This window comes from Seonamhaeicola sp. NFXS20, from assembly GCF_049132085.1.
Classification (GTDB): Bacteria; Bacteroidota; Bacteroidia; order Flavobacteriales; family Flavobacteriaceae; genus Seonamhaeicola.
Map to the genome: position 1 here is coordinate 1 of NZ_JAFMPU010000010.1, position 21,727 is coordinate 21,727.

Below are 21,727 nucleotides of genomic sequence, written 5' to 3' on the forward strand. Positions count from 1 at the left end.
CTGCCTACGACATAAATATTAAAATTTTTAACAAGCTACAAAACACCATCACCGGCTGGCCAGGGGGAAAACCCAATGCCGATGATAGTAAACGTCCAGAACGTGCAGAACCAGCCAAAAAACGCGTGTTAATCTTTAGCCCACATCCTGATGATGACATTATTAGTATGGGAGGTACTTTTAAAAGATTGGTAGAACAAGGACATGAAGTACATGTAGGTTATCAAACCTCAGGCAATATAGCAGTGGCAGATGATGAAGCCTTAAGATTTGCAAGCTTTGTATGCGATTATAATGATAAGTTTGGATTTGAAAGTAAAGAAGCAGACTCTATTTACAAAAAATCATTAAAGTTTCTTAAAAACAAAAAAGCCAGTGAAATAGACATTCCAGAGGTAAGGTATATAAAAGGCCTTATTAGAAAAGGAGAAGCCCGAGCAACCTGCCACTATGTAGGATTACCAGATGCACAAATTCATTTTATGGAATTACCATTTTATGAAACTGGAAGAGTAGAGAAAAACCCTATTGGCGAAGAAGATATACAAATCACTATGGATTTGATAGAAAAAGTAAAACCCCATCAAATCTATGCAGCAGGTGATTTAAGAGACCCACATGGTACCCATAAAGTTTGTTTAGATGCTGTTTTTGAAGCGGTAAAACGCTTAAAACCCAAGAAATTTATGGACGACTGCTGGCTTTGGCTCTATAGAGGTGCATGGCAAGAATGGGGTATTGATGAAATAGAAATGGCAGTACCAATGGGTCCAGACCAAGTACTGGAAAAACGTCATGCCATATTCAAGCACCAATCGCAAAAGGATGGTGTGGTCTTTCAAGGATCCGATAGTAGAGAGTTCTGGCAACGCGCAGAAGATCGTAACCGTGAAACAGCCGATATATACCACCAATTAGGTTTAGCGCATTACGCTGCTATGGAGGCTTTTGTAAGATGGCATTATTAAACAAAAGAAGAAGATGAGTTTAATAAAATCTATATCAGGAATAAGAGGAACAATAGGAGGCAAAGTAAATGAAAACTTAACTCCAATTGATACGGTAAAGTTTGCTGCAGCTTATGGTATGTGGTTAAAAAACAATTCTACCAATAAAGATTTAACTGTTTTAATTGGTAGAGATGCTAGAATCTCTGGAAAAATGGTTAGTGATTTGGTTTGTAATACATTAATAGCTTTAGGTATTAATGTTACAGATATTGGTCTATCTACAACGCCAACCGTAGAATTGGCAGTAATAATGGATAAAGCAGATGGGGGCATTATTATTACAGCAAGTCATAACCCTAAACAATGGAATGCCTTAAAATTGTTAAATAGAAAAGGAGAATTTATAAATGCAGAATCGGGAGATGAGATTTTAAAAATAGCCAAAAATGAAGATTTCATTTTTTCTGAAGTTGACTCTTTAGGAGCATATACAAAAAAGGAAAACTACATTAGTAAGCATATTGATAAAGTTTTAGAGTTAGAGCTAGTAAATGTAGAAGCTATACAAAAAGCTAATTTTAAAGTTGTTGTAGATGCTGTTAATTCTACAGGAGGAATAGCTATACCCATGTTGCTTAAAAAATTAAGTGTTGAGTGCGTTGAGTTATATTGTAAGCCAAACGGAGATTTTCCTCATAATCCAGAGCCATTAGCAGAACATCTTTCAGATATTTCAGAGTTAGTTAAAAAGGAAAAAGCAGATTTTGGTGTTGTAGTAGATCCAGATGTTGATAGGTTAGCTATTATAAATGAAGATGGAACTATGTTTGGAGAAGAATATACTTTGGTAGCCTGCGCAGATTATGTATTAAAACATAATAAAGGAAACACAGTTTCTAACTTGTCTTCATCAAGAGCTTTAAAAGATATTACAGAAAAATATGGAGGTAATTATAGTGCAAGTGCTGTAGGAGAAGTTAATGTAGTTAAACAAATGAAGTCTACAAATGCTGTGATTGGTGGAGAAGGGAATGGAGGAATTATTTATCCAGAATCACATTACGGTAGAGATTCTTTGGTTGGCTTAGGTTTATTTCTATCCCTTTTAGCAACTTCAACTAAATCTTGCAAACAATTAAGAGCAGGTTATCCAACTTATTTTATGAGTAAAAATAAAATTGAATTAAATCCTGAAGTTAATGTTGATTTAATTTTAAACAATATTGCTAAAAATTATGCAAAAGAAGAAGTGAGCTGTGTAGATGGAGTTAAAATTAATTTTGAAAAAGAATGGGTTCATTTAAGAAAATCAAATACAGAACCAATTATTAGAATTTATACAGAGAGTACCTCACAATTTAAAGCAGATGCATTAGCAAAAAAAATTATTAATGAAATCAAGTTTAATATTCTTTAAGACCAATTTTAAAATGTTAACTCATAAAAACATGAATTGTAACACATGTATTTTTACATTAAAAATGAGTTATTTTCAATGATTTTGTTAATTTTTTGTGCTCGATAACATTTTTTTATGTGTTCGAGCACATTTTTTTGGTTTTTTCATTGTTTATTTGATAAAATCATATATATTAGCTAAAGAAATAAATAATAAAAGCATATTTTTATTAGATAGTAATTTACTGGTAACTCTCTGTTTTATAGTGTGTAATCGAGTTTTTTAAGCACTCAAAAATAATTGCCTAATACTAAAAAAATAATTAACCTGCTTACAAAAAAAACATTAAAAAGTAAATGTTTTTATAATAAAAGTCTTAATGCTTTAAGTGGGTGTTATTTGACTAAATGTTCTAGAAAGCGTATTCCGAAGTAGAAGTAAATTGATACTTAGAGACGCGAATTTAATATTAAAACTAATGACAAAATAAATCTAATTACTGTTACTAAAAAAACCGAAAAATGTTGTGGCATTCTTCGGCTTTAATACAGTGATTTTAATTCTATTCTAATTCTAACTAAATCACAAACAAAACTATGAAAAAAATCAAAACACTGCTCAATGTAAAGAGTAATGAATTAAGGTTTGATTTAAAAAAGAAGCTAACTATGTTAGTCTTTATAGTTTCTTTTATTCAAATTAATGCGGAAACGCATTCACTAAATTTTAATAGCTCTTTAGAAGCTAATATTAAGAACGAACAACAGATTACTATTACCGGTGTGGTAACCGATGAAAGTGGTGTGCCATTACCTGGAGCTTCAGTTGTTGTAAAAGGTACCAGTAAAGGTGTTGCTACAGATTTTGATGGAAACTACAGTATTACATTAGCAGAAGAAAAATCAACTTTGGTTTTTTCGTTTCTTGGTTTTGTTACCCAAGAAGTTGTAGTAGGTAGAGAAACAATAATAAATGTTAAATTAATTACAGATAATAACAGTTTAGATGAAGTTGTTGTTGTTGGTTATGGTTCTCAAAGAAAACGAGATTTAGTTGGAGCTATTTCTCAAGTTAAAACAGACGATTTAATATTGTCAGAAGCCGCCTCTATAGGACATGTTTTACAAGGAAAAGCAGCAGGTTTACAAGTTACTCAAAACAGTGCGCAACCTGGTGGAGGTATAGATATATACGTTCGTGGTGCTGCGTCTGTAAACGGAAGTAATTCTCCTTTAATTATTGTAGATGGTTTCCCTTTAACAGAATTTAATGAGCCTGATGATGGTAACAGATTTAGTGGTGGTACTCAAGGAATTTTAAATTCTTTTAATCCTAATGATATTGAATCTATTGAGGTTTTAAAAGACGCCAGTTCTTCTGCTATTTACGGACTTAGAGCAGCAAACGGGGTAATTATTATTACAACTAAAAAAGGAAAAGCGGGTAAAATTAATGTAGATTATTCTACTTCAACTTCTTTTCAGAGTTATGAAGATAATTACAAGGTTTTAAACGCTTCTGAATATATGAAGTTAAGAAATGAGGCTGCTTATGAAAATTGGGCATTTTTAAATAGAGTAACGCCCTATGCTAGCGGAGTAGAAAGTAGTAGAACCTTAGAAGAAGCTGTTGCAAACCCTGTTAACGGCGTTGCTTTTTCTAGATACTATTCTGATGATCAAATAAACAACGCAGGTAAAGGTACAGATTGGCTTGATTTAGTAACAAGAAGTGGGAGCATAAAACAACATAATTTATCAATAAATGGAGGTACAGAAAGTACACGATATTATTTGTCTGGAAATTTATATGAACATCAAGGAGTTCTAAAAAATTCTGAATTTGAAAGAGCTTCTTTTAGATTAAATTTAGATCAAAAAATTAATGATTTCATTAATGTAGGTCTTACGTTTACTAAAAGTACAATTAACAATGATAATACTCAGTTAGGAGGACAAGCTTATGAAAACTCAGGTATAATTAGATCTGCAATACAAACCACTCCGCTTATTGATGCCATTGATGAGTATGGAAATTATCCTATTAATCCAGATAATGCCACAACATCTAACCCAGCTTCAATGCTTACAATTACAGATGAAGGAAAAACCGATAGAACACTTGCTAACTTTTATTTAGAAATAAAACCTATTGAAGGTTTAGTGGCAAGACTATCTGGAGGTATAGATCAAGGAGTGAGTAATAGATATACTTATTTACCTAGAACAACTCTATGGGGAGAATTAGAAAACGGTAGAGCTTCAATAGCTAACTCAACACAAAATGATAAGTTAATAGATTTTACATTAACATACAACACAGAGTTTAATAAGTCTCATAAATTAACTGCTATGGTGGGAGCTTCTTATCAAAATAATGAAGATACTCAAGAGTCTATGCAAAATAATGATTTCATTACAGATGCTTTCCTATGGAATAGTATGAATTCTGCAGCAGGTGTAGCCAGTATTTCTTCATTTAAAAGCAAAAATGAACTTGCATCTGTTTTTGGAAGAATAAACTATGTTTATAAAGATAGGTATTTATTAACGGCTACAGTTCGTAGAGATGGCTCTGGTAAGTTTTTTAAAGAAAATCAATATGAAATTTTTCCTTCTATTGCTTTAGGATGGAATATTGCCGAAGAACCATTTATGGAAAATATTAGCAATGTTGTATCTCAATTTAAATTAAGAGCAGGATATGGAGAAGTTGGTAACCAAGAAATTCCAGCTAATGCAAAAGACGCTTTAATAGCTGTTAATGCATGGTTAAATCCAGATGAATCTATATTAACAGGGGTGCTTTATGACAGAATAGCTAACCCTAATTTAAGATGGGAAACTACAAAAGAAACTAATATTGGTTTAGATTTTGGATTCTTTAATAACAGAGTATCTGGTTCTATAGAGTATTTTAATAGAGAAATATCAGATCTTTTAGATGTACAAGACCTTAATTCATATCATGTAATACCTACGGTAGATGCCAATATAGGTTCAACACAAAGTAGGGGGCTAGAATTAACACTTAATTCTGTTAATATTCGCACTAAAAACTTTTCATGGAGAAGTACATTAACCTATTCTACATATAATGATAAATGGTTAGAAAGAGCACCAGACTGGAAACCTGCTGTATATGAAAAGGTAGATGACCCTATTCGTGCAAATTACAGCTACTTATCTGATGGTATAATGCAAATAGGAGAAGTGGTGCCTGCGCAACCAGATTTATTCCCTGGTCAAATAAAAATTAAAGATGTTAATGGTTTTGTTAGAGATGCAAGCGGAAACCCTGTAGTTGATGAAAATGGAGTTTTTCAGCGTACAGGAGAACCAGACGGACAGATAGATATAGCAGATACTGTATTATTAGGTAGTTCAGATCCAGATTTTATTGCTGGTTTTACTAATGTATTCACTTATAAAAATTTACAACTAAACTTCCATTTTAATGGTATGTTTGGTAGAGAAATTATAGATGCTACAGATGTTGCTTATGGGGTATCTGCAGATGGTGTTGCTGTTCAAGGTAATAATGCATTAGTTAGTATACTAAACAGATGGACTCCAGACAATCCTTCAACTACAAGACCAGGGTCTCACTATGGATATTCAAACTATGGTTCTGGAGATTTCTTTTATCAAGATGCTTGGTTTATTCGTCTGCAAAATATATCACTTACATATCAATTTCCAAAAAATGCATTTGGTAAAAATTCATCAACTAGTGCAGCATTAAGAATAGGCGCACAAAATCTTTTTGTAATAACACCTTATGATGGTGCAGACCCAGAAACAAATGGTTATGACCCAGATGTAGTTTCAACAGGTGGAGATCCAACAAACTTAGTAGCTTCTTACCCTAACGTAAAAACCTTTACAGTAGGTTTAGATTTAAAATTTTAATAAAAAAATAATATGATTATGAAAAATCTTAAATTATTTCTGATAGGGTTAACTATAGTCCTATCAAATGGATGTAGTCCAGAACTTGAGTCTGTAAATTATGATGAAATAAACCCCGCTATATTTCCACAATCAGAAGATGATGTACAAGCTTTAGTTGCAGCAGCATACTACCCTTTAAGAGGTGCTTGGTGGGATGGTTTTCACACTACTTCAGAACGAGGCGTTATGTTTATTAATGATGCTACAACTGAAATTTTAATGGGAGATTATGGTGTGCAATTATACGCTACTTACCATAGTTATGAGCCTATACATGAAAGTGTAACTCGTTTTTATGATGATTTTTACAATAAAATTAGTGCCAATACATTAAGTATAGATTTAATAGAAAACTCTTCAGTTAATGATAATGTAAAAAAGTTAGGTATAGCAGAAATTAAATGCGCAAGAGCATTGTTAAGCTATGAACTTTTTGATATGTATGGGCCACTAGTTGTAGCTCCATTAGAATTGCTTCAAAACCCATTAGAAGAAGTTCCTTTAGCAAGACTAACTAACGATGAAATGGTAAGTTTTATTGAGCAAGATTTACTTGATGCAGCAGAAGATTTATTACCCCCTTCTGAAACTAATTATGGAAGATTTAGTCAAGGTATGGCAAGAATGCTATTAATTAGATTGTATTTACACCAAAAAAGATGGGCAGATGTAGAAGAACAAGCAAACTTAATAATGGAAATGAATTACTATGAGTTAGAAGATGATTACGTAGGCTTATGGGATGTACAAGCACCTGTAGATAGTAAAGAAGTTATGTGGGCAATACCTGCAGACTATGCTGGTACAAGTGAAAACCAATGGCAACTAATGGTCTTACCTAGTAATTATCCAGACAAAGGAGGATGGGGTACCATACAAAGTTCTTGGAAATTTTATGACTCTTTTGAAGCTAATGATATTAGAAAAACAAACCTTATTGCAGAATATGTGGGTACCGATGGGGTAACTTATAATAGAAATAACCCAGGTACAAATATGCAATACGGACCTATACCTCTAAAAATAGCAGAAGACGTTGCAAGAACAACAGGTATAACAACGGTAGATATTATTGTTTACAGATATGCAGATGTACTATTATCAAAAGCTGAAGCTATAGCTAATAAACTAGGAGCACCTACACAAGAAGCTATAGACTTAGTTAATATTGTTAGAGAAAGAGCTGGTTTAGATGATATTTTATTAACTGATTATGCTGATATCGATTCATTTAACACCATGATTCTTTTAGAAAGATCTCATGAATATTGGTGCGAAAATGGGCAATACCGTTCAGATTTAATTAGACATGGTAAGTTTAGCGAATATAACTTAGAACTTACAGGTTCTGCTAGTGAAACAGCATCTCATAAAGTAGTATATCCTTTTTCTTTAGAAAGAATAAGCGAGGGTAAAGGTGAGTTTTTACAAAACCCAGATTATAATTAATTGAGTTTGGTTTAGGAGAAAGGGTTGTAGTAACCTTTAAAAACATATTACAGCCCTTTAATTAATCATAATTTAAAAATAAAATTACAGATAAATGGATTCAAGGAGGAGTTTTATTAAAAAAACAGCCATAGTAGGAGCAGGAATTTCAGTACTTCCAGGTTTCACTTTTGGGTCAACCAAAAATAATAGTTCTCAAAAACTTAAAATAGGAATGATAGGTGTGGGGCTAAGAGGCACTAACCATTTAAATAATCTTTTATTAAGAGATGATGTTTTAATAACTGCTATTTGCGATATAGACCCAAACAGAATTAATATAGCGGTTGATATGATTACAAAAAGTGGTCAAAAAAAACCTTTAGTTTTTGGTAAAAACAATTATGATTACAGAAACCTTTTAGATTTAGAAAATGTTGATGCAGTAGTAATTTCAACACCATGGCTATGGCATACTTTAATGGCAAAAGATACTATGAAAGCTGGTAAATATACGGGCTTAGAAGTATCTGCCGCAAACACCATGGAAGAGTGTTGGGATTTAGTAAACACACATGAGCAAACAGGAACACATTTAATGATTCTTGAAAATGTAAACTACCGCAGAGATATTATGGCAGTTTTAAACATGGTAAGACAAAATGTTTTTGGGGAGCTATTACACTTTAGATGTGGTTATCAACACGATTTAAGACACGTAAAGTTTAATGATGGTAAAACAGCTTATGGTAAAGGAGTTGAATTTGGAGAGAAAGGAATTTCAGAATCTGTTTGGAGAACTCAGCATTCACTATTAAGAAATGCAGATGTATACCCAACACACGGGGTAGGACCTATTGCAGCCATGTGTAATATTAACAGAGGTAATAGATTTATGTCTATAACATCAAATGCAACCAAAGCTGTTGGCTTACATAATTATATAGTTAAACACGGCGGTGAAAATCATCCTAATGCAAAATTGAAATTCAAATTAGGAGATATAATAACATCTACTATAGAAACAGCAAACGGAGAAACCATCATAGTTACACATGATACAAACTCTCCTAGACCTTATTCTTTAGGCTTTAGGGTTCAAGGGGCAAATGGTTTATGGGAAGTTGATGGAAACAGAATGCATATTGATGGTATAACAGAAGCTCATAAATGGGATGATGCAGATAATTGGCTTAAAAAATATGACCATCCATTATGGCAAAAGTACGGAGAACATGCTAACGGAGCAGGACATGGAGGAATGGACTTTTTTGTAATTCACGCCTTTGTTGAGTCTGCTAAACAAAATATAGCGCCACCTATGGATGCTTATGATGCCGCTGCGTGGAGTGCTATAACTCCTTTATCGGAAGCTTCTATTGAAAATAATGGCGAACCTCAAGATTTTCCAGACTTTACAAGAGGCAATTGGGTAAAAAGAAAACCGTATGAGTGGATTAAAGACACTTACTAATAAAAAATACTATGGAAAAAAGAGTTTTAATTTTGGCGTTTCTTTTTATAATCATTAGCTGTAGTTCTAGCTCAAACTCAGACGATGATAATACTATAGATGATGTTACTGTAAATGAAATAACATATACCGCGTCGTTAGAAGTTATATCAAATCCTGAGCGAGGATTTATGCATAGTTGGAGTGTTAATTCTGAAGGAACACCATTAAATTTGGTTACTCTTAATAGTTTAAAAAATGAGAATGTAACTATTATTTTACGTCTTTACTATTTAGAGGCTTTTAAAGATTCAGATTTAAGTACTGCCCAATTAGATTTAATAAAAACAGATTTTGAAAGATTAAGAGAGGCAGGAATAAAATGTATACTTCGTTTTGCTTATAACGATGATCAAAGTGAAACAGATGCTCCTCTTAATATCATTCAAACTCATTTAGATCAATTAAAACCAATTTTTCAAGATAATGCAGATGTAATTGCTTTTGTGCAAGCTGGTTTTATTGGTTCTTGGGGTGAATGGCATACTACAACAAACAATTTAACAACAACCGAAAATAAAAAAGCTGTTGTAAATAAATTGTTAGAAGTTTTACCAGAAGAAATAAAAATTCAATTAAGAACACCATTGTACAAACAAGAGGTTTTTGATTATACTACGGCAATAGATGCTAGTGTAGGTTATGGTAGTTCAGATATTGCTCGTGTAGGATTTCATAACGATTGCTTTTTAGCTAGTCCAGATGATTATGGTACCTATCAAAATGTAACTATAGAGAAAAGTTTTATAAGCAATGAAGCTCTTTTTGTGCCAACAGGAGGAGAAACTTGCCCTCCAAGTGGCATACCTACAGCTAGTTGTGCTACTGCAGATACAGAAATGGCTTTACTAAAATGGACGTATTTAAATTTAGATTGGTATGGGCCTGTATTAAATGTATGGAGAGACAACAGTTGTTTTGATGATTTTCAAAGAGAACTTGGTTATAGGCTTTTACTAAAAAGCGCATCATTACAATATGAAGCTAACAGTAATGAAAATTTTGAATTAAATCTAGTTGTAGATAATGCAGGTTTTGCACCAGTATATAACAAAAAGAATGCTTTTTTAATTTTTAAATCAACTACAGGAGAAACTACTTATAAAAAAGCCCTAGATTTTGATGTAAGAAAAGTAATTCCAGCGGTAAATTATGAACTAAACGAGTCTGTTAGCCTATCAGGAATTCCGGCAGGAGAATACAACTTGTTTTTAAAAATTGAAGATAGCCATGAAACATTGGCTAATAGACCAGAATATTCCATTCAATTAGCCAACAGTAATGTTTGGGATTCAATAGAAGGCTACAATAAATTATCACACACATTAACTATAAATTAAAACTAATTAACAATCGCTAAAACAATATAATCATGAAAAAACTAAAACTTTTCTATTTCATCATTGCTGTGTCACTATTTATAAGTTGTGACTCAGATGGTGATATTACAGGATCAGACCCAGGAGACATCGTGGTAGATTTTACATTTACCAATGATGGTAACTTATTTACCTTTACAAATCTATCTCAAAACGCTACAAGTTATAGATGGGATTTTGGAGATTTATATTTTTACTGTGAAAAGGAAAATCCATCTTACAGATATACAAAAGCAGGAGGAGAAATTCAAGTTACTTTAACAGCAATGAATGATGCTGGTAATGAGGCTTATATAACAAAAACTATTACAGCTCCTGAGGTTTTAAATATAGATATAGAAATTGATGGTAGTTTTGATGATTGGGCAGATTTAGATTATTTATACGAAGAACCAAACGGTATATCTATGCAAAAAATTAAAATGTGGGGTGGCGGAGATAACATTAATATTTACATAGAAGGTACTACTACTATGCAGATGGAATTAATAGATATGTATATAAATTCTGATGGAGATTCAAGCACAGGGCTTTTAAGTTGGCAATGGCCAGAAGGATCTGGTGCAGATTATTTGTTTGAAGGTCCTGCTTTAACAGGTTCATGGGGGGCGTTTTATGAACATGCTGATCCCAACGGAGGTTGGGCTTGGAACTGGTTAGCCGGTTCTGGTGCTAATTTTATTGCTTCAGGAATTGTTAGCATTGATGCCGAAACTAATGCTATAGAAATTAGTATACCAAAAACACAATTTGGTTCATTAGGTAGTACAATAAGTTTAGCCATTACAGAATTAACTATTGGTTGGGCAGGAGTAGCTAGTTTTCCAGAAGTAACAGGCACTAGTAGTTTTGTAACCTACGAATTACCTGTAGAGTCATCTGGTTTTTGTGAGTAGTACATAATTGTCAATAAATTTTATGCAACATACAATGAGGCACTTCATAATGGAGTAGAATATAGCCTTTAAGTTATTACACCCATAAACAAAATATTAATTAAACTTTATGAATAAAGTTATATTACTAAACAATAGGCTACTTTCAATAGATGTGCTAAGAGGTTTTGATATGCTCATGATTATTTTTGCAGATCGTTTTTTTGCACACCTTCATGAAGCTGCTCAAACAAAAACTTCAGGCTTTTTTGCCACTCAATTTGAGCATCCTGAATGGTTTGGTTTTCATTTCTATGATATTATTATGCCTCTTTTTCTCTTTTTAGTTGGAGTTGTTATTCCGTTTTCAATGGAAAGGCGTGTTAAAGAAATAGATAATAAATCAAAATTATACCCACATTTAGTTAAACGTTTTATAATCTTATTCATTTTAGGTTGGGTAGTTCAAGGTAATTTATTAGCCTTAGATATTAATAAATTTAAAATATTTAGCAATACACTACAGGCCATTGCAGTGGGGTATTTCTTCTCATGTGTAGCCTATATTCATTTAAACAAAAAAGCTAGATATTTCTTGTTTATAGTTTGTTTACTAATTTATGGATTGTTATTAGAGTTTGCTAACGTACCCGGAATAGGTAATAGTGAGTTGTTACCCGATAAAAATATAGCTTTATATATAGACCATTATGTTTTTGGACGTTTTGATGATGGTTACCAATATACCTGGTTATTATCTGGTTTTGGTTTTATAGCTACTACACTTTCTGGTTTGTTTACAGGAGAAATGTTACGTTCTAAACAACCAAGACAAAAAATAGCACAAAATATACTTTTAATAGGCTTAGCGTTCATAGTAATTGGGTTAATTTTAAATATATTTCATCCAAGCGTAAAGAAAATATGGAATAGCACTTTTGTACTTTTATCTTCTGGTATATGCATGCTATTAATGGCAACATTTTATTGGATTATAGATGTAAAAGGTTATGTTAAATGGGGCGTTCCTTTAAAAATTATAGGTATTAATGCTATTACAGCTTATGTAATTTCACATGTAATAGATTTTCCTGAAGTTGCTAAATACCTACTATTTGGTTTTGAACAATATTTAGGTGCTTATTACAACGCTTTTGCTACCGTAGGAGGATTTGGACTCATTTATTTATTACTATGGTATATGCATAGAAACAAAACATATATAAAAATTTAGAGATTATTATAGGTGTTTCGTTAATAAACAATAACCAAAAAGAGTTATAATTTAAAACTAAATATATTTTAGTTATATAAGGTAATTAAACAATAATTGTGAAAAATAAATTAATACACATATGCTATTTACTTTTAGTATTAGCATCTTGCTCAGAATATAAACAACAAACTGTTGAAGTTTTTTATGAAAATGATATAGATGAGTTTATAAATCCAGAACGAGGGTTTTATAGACCATTTGGTACCAATGCAAGTAATTTTGTACCATTAAATGCAGATACCTTACTTAAATTAAGAACACTAATGCCAGCTGCCGGAGGTTTTAAGGTTGCAAGTTCTCTAACTTATAGATCATACCAACTAGATATTTTTAAAGATAAATTAATATCTAATAAAACATTAAGTGCAATTCAAACAGATATGGATATTATCCGTAAAGTTGGTAATAAAATTGTTTTAAGATTTTCATATAGTAACACTTGCTGTGACCCACCGTTTAAAGACGCTCCTAAATCAATTATTTTAGAGCATTTAAACCAATTAAAACCAATTTTAGAACAAAACAAAGATGTTATAGCAGTAGTGCAAATGGGCCTTATAGGTCCCTGGGGAGAGCAGTATTATTCAGATTTTTTTGGAGATTTAGAACATGGCCCAGTTACAGATAAAAACTGGTTAGATAGAGCAGAAGTTATAAATAAATTACTAGAAGTTGTTCCAAAATCTAGAATGATACAAGTACGTGCGCCTTATTATAAACTAAGATATCTTGATGGAAAAAATGCACATCCAGAGCAAGCAAAAGCAATAACAAAAGCAGAAGCCTTTAATGAATCGCCAATAGCTAGAATTGCACATCATAACGATTGTATTTTAGCTAATTATGATGATTATTGGACATACAACTCGTTTCATGAATGGCCAGCAGTAAGTGATACATTGAACTTAAAAGAATATATAGCTTCAGAAACTAAGTTTCTTGTTTTTGGCGGAGAAACATGTCCTGGAGGTGAAAATGGAGAAGATGTATATAGTCCTTATAACGACTGTGATTCTGAAGGTGGCGGTGCACAACAATATTTAAAACGTTTTCATACCTCATTTTTAAACACATCATGGTCTGGAGCCGTAAATGGCGATTGGGCCAATAAATGTATAGATGAAATAAAAAGAAATTTAGGGTATAGGTTTGCATTAAAAAGAGGTATTTTTCCAACTAAAATAAAAAACGGTACAGCGCTTAATTTAGAATTAGATATTCTTAATGAAGGTTATGCATCTACATATAATTACAGGTTTGTAGAATTAGTTCTAAGAAATAAAGCTAGTAAAAAAGTATATAAAACTAAAATAGATTGCGATCCTAGATATTGGTTTACAGATGAGTTGCAAACAATTAAATTAGCTGTACAGTGGCCAGAAACCATAATTAAAGGAAACTATGAGCTTTTTATAAATTTACCAGATCCAGACCCTAAAATTTATAATCGTCCAGAATATGCCATTAGATTAGCAGGAAAATTAAACTCAAAATCAGTATGGGATTCATCAACAGGTTGGAACCTTTTATTTTCTAACATTAAGGTTGAATAAATTACAATTTTGATTTAGTTGAAAAGTATTTTCAAATCCAATCAAAAATCACTTATTCAAATTTCTGAACAAAATATTGAACTGATTAAAACACAAAATGAAAAATCTGTTATTATTAATTCTAATTAATGTTTGTTTACTCACATCATGTGGGGGTGAAAACAAAAATACCATTGAAGAGGTTATAGATACAACAGATTCAATTCTAAATAAAGGAGGAGTCACCAAGATTACTAAGGTTCAGCCTATGACGGGTATAGTTGTTTGGGATGGAAACCCTAATGCAAACTCAGGAGCGCATACCTTAGAATTTTCATACATGCTTTTTGATGAGATAGTTTCAGAAAAAGGAGTATATAATTGGCAGGTAGTAGATGATAAATTAAATGCTATAGCCTCAAGAAATCATCAAGCCATTCTTCGTTTTAGGTATGCATATGTTGGTAAAACCACATCGGTTCCAAGTTATATAAAAGAATTGCCAGATTATGAAGAAACAAAAGGAATAAGTGAAAACAAAGAAACCTGGTTTCCAGATTGGTCTCACCAAGAATTAAAAGATTTTACATTAGAGTTTTATGAAAAATTTGCCCAACGTTATGACGATGATAACAGACTTGCATTTTTACAAGTAGGGTTTGGGCTATGGGGAGAATATCATATTTATGACGGCCCTTTTGAATTAGGAAAAACATTTCCATCAAAAGAATTTCAAACCTCTTTTTTAACTAAAATGGATAGTTTTTTTGTTAATTTAAAATGGTCTATTTCTATTGATGTTGAAGATGGTAATGTTACGCCTTTTAGAAGTAATGAATCTTTATTAAACCTTTCTTTTGGGCTATTTGATGATTCTTTTATGAGTAAAGAACATAAGAGTTTTAATGAGCAACGTTTTAAGTTCTTAGAGTTAAACACCAGATATCAAAAGGCACCTATTGGGGGAGAGTTTAATTATTACACTCAATACGATCAAGAAAATGTATTGTCGCCTTCTGGACCCTATGGAGAATCCTATGAATCATTTGCTAAACGCTTTTTTGTTTCATACATGATTGGTAATGACCAATATAAGTATCAAACCAAAGAACGTATAAAAGAAGCAAGTATAAGTTCAGGTTATAAATTTGAAGTTATAAAGTTTGAAAAAGTTAATGGCAAATCCTTATTAACAGTTAAAAATATTGGTTGTGCTCCAATTTATTATGATGCTTATTTTTCTATAAACGGTAATAAATCTACTAAATCTTTAAAAACCTTAATGCCTAATCAAGAAAGCGTTTTTACCATAAATTATGATGGCAATGAAGATTTAATAATAATATGCGATAAACTTTTAAGTGAACAAACAATAGATTTTATAAGGTCTTTTTAATTAAAAGAGTAATCTCACCACCATCCGTCACTGCGAGGAGGTAACGACGAAGCAGTCTCATTAATGTGTAGCCTAAACGATTTAGAGATTGCTTCAGCCTATCGGCTTCGCAATGACGCCATCCGTCACTGCGAGGAGGTAACGACGAAGCAGTCTCATTAATATATAGCCTAAATAATTTAGAGATTGCTTCACTACAGCTTGTCTTGAGCGATAGACGAAAGATTCGCAATGACGCTCAATACCAACGTCATTACGAGGATCACAGCGACGAAGTAATCTCACCACCATCCGTCACTGCGAGGAACGAAGCAGTCTCATTAATGTATAGCCTAAACGATTTAGAGATTGCTTCACTGCGTTCGCAATGACGTGATGAGATTGCCACAGCCTATTGGCTTCGCAATGACGCCATCCGTCACTGCGAGGAGGTAACGACGAAGTAATCTCTTTGGGACTTAGAGATTATCATGTTATACAAGCAACAATGATTATATTATTACAATGTCAAAATTTAGTATTTTAGAAATATGAATAAGTCGTATGTCTATTTCATGGCTAATAAGAATAATACCACTATTTACATAGGAGTGACCAGTAACTTGGTTAAGCGTGTTTATGAACATAAAACAAAGAAGTTTAAGGGATTTACAGCTAAATATAATTGTAATAAGCTTGTGTATTATGAAGAGTTCACAGATATTAATCAGGCAATAGCAAGAGAAAAACAGCTAAAAGCAGGAAATAGAAAGCGAAAAGAAGCGCTTATTAATGCTGTTAATCTAGATTGGAAAGATTTATCTGAGGGGTGGTTGTTTTATTTTGATAATTAATCGTCATGAAGAGGAAGCACTCCTTTCCGTCACTGCGAGGAGCGCAGCGACGAAGTAATCTCACCACCATCCGTCACTGCGAGGAGGTAACGACGAAGCAGTCTCTTTAATTATAGCCTAAACGATTTAGAGATTGCTTCACTACAGCTTGTCTTGAGCCTCGTCGAAAGATTCGCAATGACGCTCAATACCAACGTCATTACGAGGAGCACAGCGACGAAGTAATCTTTCTATTGATTAGCCAAGAGATTGCTTCACTGCGTTCGCAATGACGTGATGAGATTGCTTCAGCCTATTGGCTTCGCAATGACGCCATCCGTCACTGCGAGGAGGTAACGACGAAGCAGTCTCTTTAATTATAGTCTAAATGATTTAGAGATTGCTTCACTGCGTTCGCAATGACGTGATGAGATTGCTTCACTACAGCTTGTCTTGAGCCTCGTCGAAAGATTCTCAATAACTAGGGAGTAGTTATCTCCCACCTTTCTCCCACAAAAATCCATTTTAAAAAAATAAACCCTTAGCTGAGACGAACAATCCTCGAACAAAACTCGAACAAAACCCCTAAAATTTGCTAAAAATAGGTCAATAGTAGTCAATAGATGTCAATAGTAGTCAATAGTGGTCAATAGATGTCAATTGATGTCAATTGATGTCAAAACATGTCAATAGTAGTCAATAGGTGTCAATAGCAGTCAATACGTGTCATAATTTGGATAATACTTTTAAGGCGTTATATCTTGGGGGCATTATTAACCCCAAAAACCATGAACTTATGGCAACTTTTGAAAAAGGCATTTTAGGAGGCTTTTCTGGTAAAGTGGGCAATGTTGTTGGCGCACGCTGGAGAGGCAAAAATGTTATGCGTAGTGTACCACAACGTGGTAACTATGTTCCAACCGAAGCACAACTGTTACAACGCGAGCGTTTTAAAACAGTAGTTGATTTTTTAACACCTATTAAGAGTATATTGAGTCACTATTTTGGCAAATCACAAGGCGATAAGTCTACGTACAATTTGGCTACGTCGTACCATCTTAAAAATGCCTTGGTAGAGACCCCCGAAGGGTTTGTTATAGATTACCAAAAAGTACTTATTAGCAAAGGCGATTTAAGAGATATAGACTCGCCAACAGTTACGGCTGCAGCTAATCAAGTTATAAACCTAAGTTGGGTGGATAATAGCGGACAAGGTAATGCCAGTGCTACAGACCAGTTGGTAGTGGTGTTTTATGCGCCAACTTTACAGTTGTTTCAAACCTATGAGCAAATTGCTTCTAGAGAAGATGAAAGTGCACAAGTAACTTTACCTGCTTTTCTTTCGGGAATAGATGTACAAACTTGGGCTACTTTTGTAAGCAATACCAATGCCGCTATAAGCAATTATTTAGGAGAGCTTACTGTAAGTTAAAGCATATTACGTAACAGTTAGCCAATAAGTGCCAGTTATTATAAAGTGTTTACACGGTATAATGATTGGCATTTTTTATGTATAATACTAGTTTTAGGGAGAATTATAAGACCTAACTGCCAGAATTAAGGTTTTTTAAAGCCTTGTTAAGTAGCATTTTGTTAATTAAGCTCTTAGGATAAACAACGGTGCCACCTAATTTATAGGCAGGAATGAGCTTTTTTACCCTTAAACGGTACACACTACTCTTGCTTATGTTAAGGTGTTTCATAACATCTTCTGTAGTTAGCCATTCTTCGTCTTTTGCAATGTTACCATCAATAAGTGAGGTTTTAGATTCATTAAAAAATGGTTTGGGTTCATTTTTTTTTGAAGTGTTCATGTTTCATAAAAATTTATAATTTTCAGATTTATGCTTTAAAAGTACATTTTTGTATGAAAATTTTCAAGTGTGTAGGAGGTAAACTACGATATGTTATATTGATTTATTTTTAAGTAACGGCATAATAAAGGCCGTTTTTTTAATACATTCTTAAAAAAAAATAGAAGGAATACCCCATAGTTCTTATTTAAAACCTCATAAAAAGAATTAGTTCTAATTTATAATATAGTACTTTTAATATAAGGCTTATGCCTAACTTTGTCTTGTATTTATAAATTGATTTTTTAAATGAAACTATATATCAAGTGATGTTTTTGTGTTAATATTTTATTCTAAAAAAAACAACAAAAGCGATTAAGAATACAATTTATCATTAAGATTATACAGTTCAGTTAATTAATATTCTTTAAAGTTTCAACTTGCTAGATATTTGCCTTATAAAAGAAAAACAAAACTATTAATAATATAATTTATGAAAACTAAACTCATTATAAGGCTAGCGTTATTAATTGGTACTATAGTTTCTATGTTTTTTGTACCATGGATTTTAGTAAAAGCATGGATTTTACCACTACCAAACACGGTTCAAGAACAAGTAGATGAAGCTGTAAATCATGGTTTTGAAGGAGTGATTGTATATGTAGACCAGGCAGGGAAAGAACCGCAGTATTACGGTGCTGGTTGGCATAATAGAGAATTAAAAATTCATGCTAACCCCCAGGCTTTATTTAAAATAGCCAGTATTAGTAAGTTATATGATGCTGTGGCTGTAACTAAATTGGTAAGTGAGGGGCGTCTTTCATTAGATAAAACAATAGCCGATTATTTACCAGAGCTCTCTAATAAAATTGAAAATGCAGACAAAATCACTCTAAGATTAATGATACAGCATAAAAGTGGTATCCCTAATTTTACAGATGCTCCAAACTTTTGGGCATCGCCTACAGAATCTTTTGAAGAAAGTCTAGCCTTAATTGAAGGGAAACCCGCAAACTTTGAACCTGGTGAAGACTATGAATATTGTAATACCAATTACTTGTTAATTAATAAGATTATGGATAATGTTTTGGGTTATAGTAATTTTAAATTCATACAAGAAGCAATTTTAAATCCGTTAAACCTTAAAAACACTTTTAGTTCGCTTAAGCAAGTTGACATAAACCATGTAATGAGTGGTTACCATGTAGGATACCCGCATGATTTAAAAACAAACGATTATGGTATGCATGCTACGGCAGAAGATGTGGGAACATTTTTGAGAGCATTGAACAACGGAACATTATTTAAAAACAAAGAGCAAGAAATTTATGCTTCTATTTATGAGTATGAACATTCAGGTTGGGTTCCAGGATACCAAAGTTTTGCAAAATATTATAAAGATATTGACGCTGTGGTTGTTCATTTTTATAGTACAACAGACCCCAAATTACTCAATTGGAACTTGTCTGAAATAATAAATAATAGAATTTATAAAATTATTAAAAACCAGAATACTCAATAACCAACTTAAAAACACATTATAATAAAATGAAAAATACTCTAGTAGGCTTACTTACAAGGCTAATTCTAATTATGGTTTTTTTAGCTTCATGCGCTACAGATGATGGTAGTTTACATACTGATATTTATTTAGAAATACCCGATGCTAGTTTTGAAGCTATATTAATACATCAAGGCATAGATACAGATGGAGAGCTTAATAAACAAATGCTTAAAGCAGATGCTAATAACATTGAAGTATTAGATTTGGCTACTTTAGAGTATGGAGCTATTGCTGATTTGTCTGGTATAGAAGGCTTTGTAAGTTTAAAAAAGTTAGTAGCCAACCAACACGATATAGAGCAGATTGATTTGAGTTTTAATAAGCTTTTAGACTCAGTATATCTTGCAGGAAATAATATATCAAGTATTAATGTAAGTAATAATACTAATTTAGAACTGTTAGATGTATCGGCTAATGAACTTGTATCTGTTAAAGGCTTAACAGATTTACAAAAGCTAAAGATATTGAATTTATCTTTTAATTACCTTGAAGCGATAAGCCTTAATAACCCATTATTAGAAATTTTGCATATAAGCAATAATGATTTAACATCACTTAATATTACAGAAGCTGTAAGTCTTAAAAATCTGTTATTAACTACAAATAAGCTCTACAATATAGATGTTTCTTCAAATATCAATTTAGAAACCTTGTTAGTATCAGATAATCAATTAGAAAACATAGATATTGCAGAGAATAGTAGCTTAACCCATTTGTATATAACCAGTAATTTACTAACAAATTTAGATGTTAGTAGTAATAGCAACCTTGTAGATTTAAAAGTAGATAGAAACCCCCATTTAAGTTGTATTAAAATAGATAGTAATCAAGATATACCAATGGTGTCATTAGCAGCTCATCAAGAATTAAATGTTTTTTGTAATTAATGCAGGTATTTTGGCAAATGTAATTACCTCTAGCTGTAGTTTTTTAAGGACGTATATTTTTAGTTTAGTGTGTTCTGTTTAAATTAACAACTAAGCAATAATTTTAACACACTCCCATATTACAAGGTCATATTTAGCAAAAATTTATTAAATGAAATCACCAAATTCAACCCAAACACATCATAGCCTATCAACAGCTTTTTTTGTAGTTATTTTATTTGTAGTAGGCACACTTTTAAACATTCCCTTTAGCCGAGAATTAAAACGGTTAAAAATAGAGGCAGGTAATACAAGTGTAAAATTATCTAATTCTATAGCTACAGAAATAATACAAACAGTAGTTTATGGACTTATAATAGGTATAATTGTGGTTTTTGTTGGTTTATGGTTATCAAAAAAAGCACACTTGGGCGCGCCAGTTATAGAAAGTTTGTTTTCTAAGAGAAAAACAATAAAGCTTTCAAATGTGTTTAAAGGGCTATTGTATTTTATGGGGCTTAGTGTAGTTTTAGCACTAGTATTACTTCTAATTCATAAGCAAATAAGAGATGCCTTTCCTGCAACAAGCCTTATTGAAAGACCTTCTAAACTCTATTATGCCATTGTATCATTTTCGGCTGGAATTACAGAAGAAATTATCTTTAGGCTAGGGTTAATGTCTTTTATTATAGCATTAATTCAACGTTTTAAAAAAGGAGTAAAACCATCAACAACTGTGGTTTGGGTGGGTATAATAATTACGGCAGTATTTTTTGGTTTAATGCATTTACCATTATCAAAAAACTTTTCAAATCTCACTTTGGTAACAGTGAGTGCTACTATGATAGGAAATCTCATTACGGGATCATTCTTTGGTTGGGTGTATTGGAAACGTGGTTTACTAATAGCAATAATTGTACACATTGTTTGGGATTTAGTTTTTCATGTAATGGGCTCACCTTATTTGTAGAAATATTATTCTGATTATAAA

Annotated in this window: 16 protein-coding genes; 15 read left to right on the forward strand and 1 reads right to left on the reverse strand. The window is 32.3% G+C overall.

Annotation, left to right across the window (positions count from 1 at the left end; translation table 11 throughout):
* The 12 genes from J1D01_RS13260 to J1D01_RS13315 all read left to right on the forward strand — a co-directional run.
* A partial coding sequence (locus J1D01_RS13260) for a PIG-L family deacetylase (RefSeq protein ID WP_421151151.1) occupies positions 1 to 968 on the forward strand: 968 nt, incomplete at its 5' end.
* A 13-nt stretch (positions 969 to 981) separates the two neighbouring features.
* Positions 982 to 2,367, forward strand: coding sequence for a phosphoglucosamine mutase (glmM, locus tag J1D01_RS13265; RefSeq protein WP_372938810.1), 1,386 nt, complete (start codon positions 982 to 984; stop codon positions 2,365 to 2,367).
* A gap of 578 nt (positions 2,368 to 2,945) precedes the next feature.
* The gene (locus tag J1D01_RS13270) at positions 2,946 to 6,260 is read left to right on the forward strand and encodes a SusC/RagA family TonB-linked outer membrane protein (RefSeq protein WP_421151152.1); all 3,315 of its coding nucleotides are present in this window, start codon (positions 2,946 to 2,948) and stop codon (positions 6,258 to 6,260) included.
* 18 nt (positions 6,261 to 6,278) lie between these two features.
* On the forward strand, positions 6,279 to 7,751 hold the full coding sequence (locus J1D01_RS13275) for a RagB/SusD family nutrient uptake outer membrane protein (protein ID WP_421151153.1): 1,473 nt from the start codon (positions 6,279 to 6,281) through the stop codon (positions 7,749 to 7,751).
* 94 nt (positions 7,752 to 7,845) lie between these two features.
* On the forward strand, positions 7,846 to 9,204 hold the full coding sequence (locus J1D01_RS13280) for a Gfo/Idh/MocA family protein (protein WP_421151154.1): 1,359 nt from the start codon (positions 7,846 to 7,848) through the stop codon (positions 9,202 to 9,204).
* Positions 9,205 to 9,215: 11 nt separating this feature from the next.
* On the forward strand, positions 9,216 to 10,583 hold the full coding sequence (locus tag J1D01_RS13285) for a DUF4832 domain-containing protein (protein ID WP_421151155.1): 1,368 nt from the start codon (positions 9,216 to 9,218) through the stop codon (positions 10,581 to 10,583).
* 32 nt (positions 10,584 to 10,615) lie between these two features.
* On the forward strand, positions 10,616 to 11,518 hold the full coding sequence (locus J1D01_RS13290) for a PKD domain-containing protein (protein WP_421151156.1): 903 nt from the start codon (positions 10,616 to 10,618) through the stop codon (positions 11,516 to 11,518).
* Positions 11,519 to 11,627: 109 nt separating this feature from the next.
* A complete protein-coding gene (locus J1D01_RS13295) occupies positions 11,628 to 12,731 on the forward strand; it encodes an acyltransferase family protein (RefSeq protein ID WP_372938160.1) in 1,104 nt (367 codons plus the stop codon).
* A 98-nt stretch (positions 12,732 to 12,829) separates the two neighbouring features.
* Complete coding sequence (locus J1D01_RS13300; RefSeq protein ID WP_421151157.1) at positions 12,830 to 14,326, forward strand: DUF4832 domain-containing protein; 1,497 nt, start codon at positions 12,830 to 12,832, stop codon at positions 14,324 to 14,326.
* 97 nt (positions 14,327 to 14,423) lie between these two features.
* Complete coding sequence (locus J1D01_RS13305) at positions 14,424 to 15,701, forward strand: hypothetical protein (RefSeq protein WP_421151158.1); 1,278 nt, start codon at positions 14,424 to 14,426, stop codon at positions 15,699 to 15,701.
* 530 nt (positions 15,702 to 16,231) lie between these two features.
* Positions 16,232 to 16,534, forward strand: coding sequence for a GIY-YIG nuclease family protein (locus J1D01_RS13310; protein ID WP_421151159.1), 303 nt, complete (start codon positions 16,232 to 16,234; stop codon positions 16,532 to 16,534).
* 775 nt (positions 16,535 to 17,309) lie between these two features.
* On the forward strand, positions 17,310 to 17,945 hold the full coding sequence (locus tag J1D01_RS13315) for a DUF6266 family protein (RefSeq protein ID WP_421151160.1): 636 nt from the start codon (positions 17,310 to 17,312) through the stop codon (positions 17,943 to 17,945).
* A gap of 112 nt (positions 17,946 to 18,057) precedes the next feature.
* Here the strand turns inward: J1D01_RS13315 and J1D01_RS13320 are convergent, their stop codons facing one another.
* Positions 18,058 to 18,327, reverse strand: coding sequence for a helix-turn-helix domain-containing protein (locus J1D01_RS13320; RefSeq protein WP_421151161.1), 270 nt, complete (start codon positions 18,325 to 18,327; stop codon positions 18,058 to 18,060).
* Between the two features lie 472 nt (positions 18,328 to 18,799).
* Here J1D01_RS13320 and J1D01_RS13325 point away from each other — a divergent pair, with 472 nt between their 5' ends.
* From J1D01_RS13325 to J1D01_RS13335, 3 genes are all read left to right on the forward strand, one after another.
* Positions 18,800 to 19,828, forward strand: coding sequence for a serine hydrolase domain-containing protein (locus tag J1D01_RS13325; protein ID WP_421151162.1), 1,029 nt, complete (start codon positions 18,800 to 18,802; stop codon positions 19,826 to 19,828).
* A gap of 26 nt (positions 19,829 to 19,854) precedes the next feature.
* A complete protein-coding gene (locus J1D01_RS13330) occupies positions 19,855 to 20,757 on the forward strand; it encodes a hypothetical protein (protein WP_421151163.1) in 903 nt (300 codons plus the stop codon).
* A 151-nt stretch (positions 20,758 to 20,908) separates the two neighbouring features.
* Positions 20,909 to 21,706, forward strand: a complete 798-nt coding sequence (locus J1D01_RS13335) for a CPBP family intramembrane glutamic endopeptidase (protein WP_421151164.1) — start codon at positions 20,909 to 20,911, stop codon at positions 21,704 to 21,706.
* Positions 21,707 to 21,727: the final 21 nt, after the last annotated feature.

What these genes read in the sequence shown, in the direction of transcription:
- glmM (WP_372938810.1), top strand. Translation starts at nt 982, where the DNA reads ATGAGTTTAATAAAATCTATATCAGGAATAAGAGGAACAATAGGAGGC.
- J1D01_RS13270 (WP_421151152.1), top strand. Translation starts at nt 2,946, where the DNA reads ATGAAAAAAATCAAAACACTGCTCAATGTAAAGAGTAATGAATTAAGG.
- J1D01_RS13275 (WP_421151153.1), top strand. Translation starts at nt 6,279, where the DNA reads ATGAAAAATCTTAAATTATTTCTGATAGGGTTAACTATAGTCCTATCA.
- J1D01_RS13280 (WP_421151154.1), top strand. Translation starts at nt 7,846, where the DNA reads ATGGATTCAAGGAGGAGTTTTATTAAAAAAACAGCCATAGTAGGAGCA.
- J1D01_RS13285 (WP_421151155.1), top strand. Translation starts at nt 9,216, where the DNA reads ATGGAAAAAAGAGTTTTAATTTTGGCGTTTCTTTTTATAATCATTAGC.
- J1D01_RS13290 (WP_421151156.1), top strand. Translation starts at nt 10,616, where the DNA reads ATGAAAAAACTAAAACTTTTCTATTTCATCATTGCTGTGTCACTATTT.
- J1D01_RS13295 (WP_372938160.1), top strand. Translation starts at nt 11,628, where the DNA reads ATGAATAAAGTTATATTACTAAACAATAGGCTACTTTCAATAGATGTG.
- J1D01_RS13305 (WP_421151158.1), top strand. Translation starts at nt 14,424, where the DNA reads ATGAAAAATCTGTTATTATTAATTCTAATTAATGTTTGTTTACTCACA.
- J1D01_RS13310 (WP_421151159.1), top strand. Translation starts at nt 16,232, where the DNA reads ATGAATAAGTCGTATGTCTATTTCATGGCTAATAAGAATAATACCACT.
- J1D01_RS13315 (WP_421151160.1), top strand. Translation starts at nt 17,310, where the DNA reads ATGGCAACTTTTGAAAAAGGCATTTTAGGAGGCTTTTCTGGTAAAGTG.
- J1D01_RS13320 (WP_421151161.1), bottom strand. Translation starts at nt 18,327, where the DNA reads ATGAACACTTCAAAAAAAAATGAACCCAAACCATTTTTTAATGAATCT.
- J1D01_RS13325 (WP_421151162.1), top strand. Translation starts at nt 18,800, where the DNA reads ATGAAAACTAAACTCATTATAAGGCTAGCGTTATTAATTGGTACTATA.
- J1D01_RS13330 (WP_421151163.1), top strand. Translation starts at nt 19,855, where the DNA reads ATGAAAAATACTCTAGTAGGCTTACTTACAAGGCTAATTCTAATTATG.
- J1D01_RS13335 (WP_421151164.1), top strand. Translation starts at nt 20,909, where the DNA reads ATGAAATCACCAAATTCAACCCAAACACATCATAGCCTATCAACAGCT.